1 pseudogene is annotated in these 317 nt (G+C 31.5%); it reads left to right on the forward strand.

The annotated features are described in order from the left end of the window. Nucleotides 1-226 (forward strand): annotated as a pseudogene (locus HMPREF0072_RS11435) (stalk domain-containing protein); the annotation flags it as partial. Nucleotides 227-317: the final 91 nt, after the last annotated feature.

Genomic DNA, 317 nt, shown 5'->3' on the forward strand with positions numbered 1-317 from the left:
AAACATTAAGACTAAATATTGATACTGGTGTTATGAAAGATTCAGATGGAAAGGTCTACAATTCAGATGTTAAGCCAGTGATTATAAATGGAAGAATTCATGCTTCAATTTCAAATATTGCTAAAGCTTTTGGAGCAAGTCATGGAGATATTAAAGATGGAAAAACCAAACAATAGAATGGGACAATGCTAGAAAAGCAGTCTATGTATTTAAAAATGTAAAATAAGAAAGGATAGAAAAATGAATAAGAGCATTAAACGAGGAGTAGCCATAGCGTTACTCCTTTTTACATTTACAGTACCAGCAACTACATTTGC

Source organism: Anaerococcus lactolyticus ATCC 51172, assembly GCF_000156575.1.
GTDB lineage: Bacteria > Bacillota > Clostridia > Tissierellales > Peptoniphilaceae > Anaerococcus > Anaerococcus lactolyticus.